Below are 1,307 nucleotides of genomic sequence, written 5' to 3'. Positions count from 1 at the left end.
CGTGATACCCGTAGCTTCGGTGTATGGTTTGAGCCCCGTTACATCTTCCGCGCAGGCCGACTCGACTAGTGAGCTATTACGCTTTCTTTAAAGGGTGGCTGCTTCTAAGCCAACCTCCTAGCTGTCTAAGCCTTCCCACATCGTTTCCCACTTAACCATAACTTTGGGACCTTAGCTGACGGTCTGGGTTGTTTCCCTTTTCACGACGGACGTTAGCACCCGCCGTGTGTCTCCCATGCTCGGCACTTGTAGGTATTCGGAGTTTGCATCGGTTTGGTAAGTCGGGATGACCCCCTAGCCGAAACAGTGCTCTACCCCCTACAGTGATACATGAGGCGCTACCTAAATAGCTTTCGAGGAGAACCAGCTATCTCCGAGCTTGATTAGCCTTTCACTCCGATCCACAGGTCATCCGCTAACTTTTCAACGGTAGTCGGTTCGGTCCTCCAGTTAGTGTTACCCAACCTTCAACCTGCCCATGGATAGATCGCCCGGTTTCGGGTCTATTCCCAGCGACTAGACGCCCTATTAAGACTCGCTTTCGCTACGCCTCCCCTATTCGGTTAAGCTCGCCACTGAAAATAAGTCGCTGACCCATTATACAAAAGGTACGCAGTCACCCAACAAAGTGGGCTCCCACTGCTTGTACGCATACGGTTTCAGGATCTATTTCACTCCCCTCTCCGGGGTTCTTTTCGCCTTTCCCTCACGGTACTAGTTCACTATCGGTCAGTCAGTAGTATTTAGCCTTGGAGGATGGTCCCCCCATATTCAGACAAAGTTTCTCGTGCTCCGTCCTACTCGATTTCATGACTAAGAGATTTTCGCGTACAGGGCTATCACCCACTATGGCCGTACTTTCCAGAACGTTCCGCTAATCTCAAAGCCACTTAAGGGCTAGTCCCCGTTCGCTCGCCACTACTAAGGGAATCTCGGTTGATTTCTTTTCCTCAGGGTACTTAGATGTTTCAGTTCCCCTGGTTCGCCTCTTGCACCTATGTATTCAGTACAAGATAACCATCTTATGATGGCTGGGTTCCCCCATTCAGACATCTCCGGATCAAAGTCTGTTTGCCGACTCCCCGAAGCTTTTCGCAGGCTACCACGTCTTTCATCGCCTCTGACTGCCAAGGCATCCACCGTATGCGCTTCTTCACTTGACCATATAACCCCAAGCAATCTGGTTATACTATGAAGACGACATTCGCCGAAAATTCGAATTTCTCAACTAAGAGAACTCACAAATTTTACCTTAGCCTGATCCGTTACCAGTGAAAGTAACGTTCAGTCTATCTTTCTATCACATA

At 49.5% G+C, this 1,307-nt stretch carries 1 rRNA gene (running past one end of the window); it reads right to left on the bottom strand.

Features of this window, described 5'->3' with window-relative positions:
- A 23S ribosomal RNA gene (locus AC07OG_RS26285) occupies positions 1-1,163 on the bottom strand (it extends 1,827 nt beyond the left edge of the window).
- Between the last annotated feature and the right edge of the window lie 144 nt (positions 1,164-1,307).

This window comes from Pseudomonas sp. GW821-FHT09H03 (genome assembly GCF_059415945.1).
This window is presented reverse-complemented; position numbering and strand designations above follow the sequence as displayed.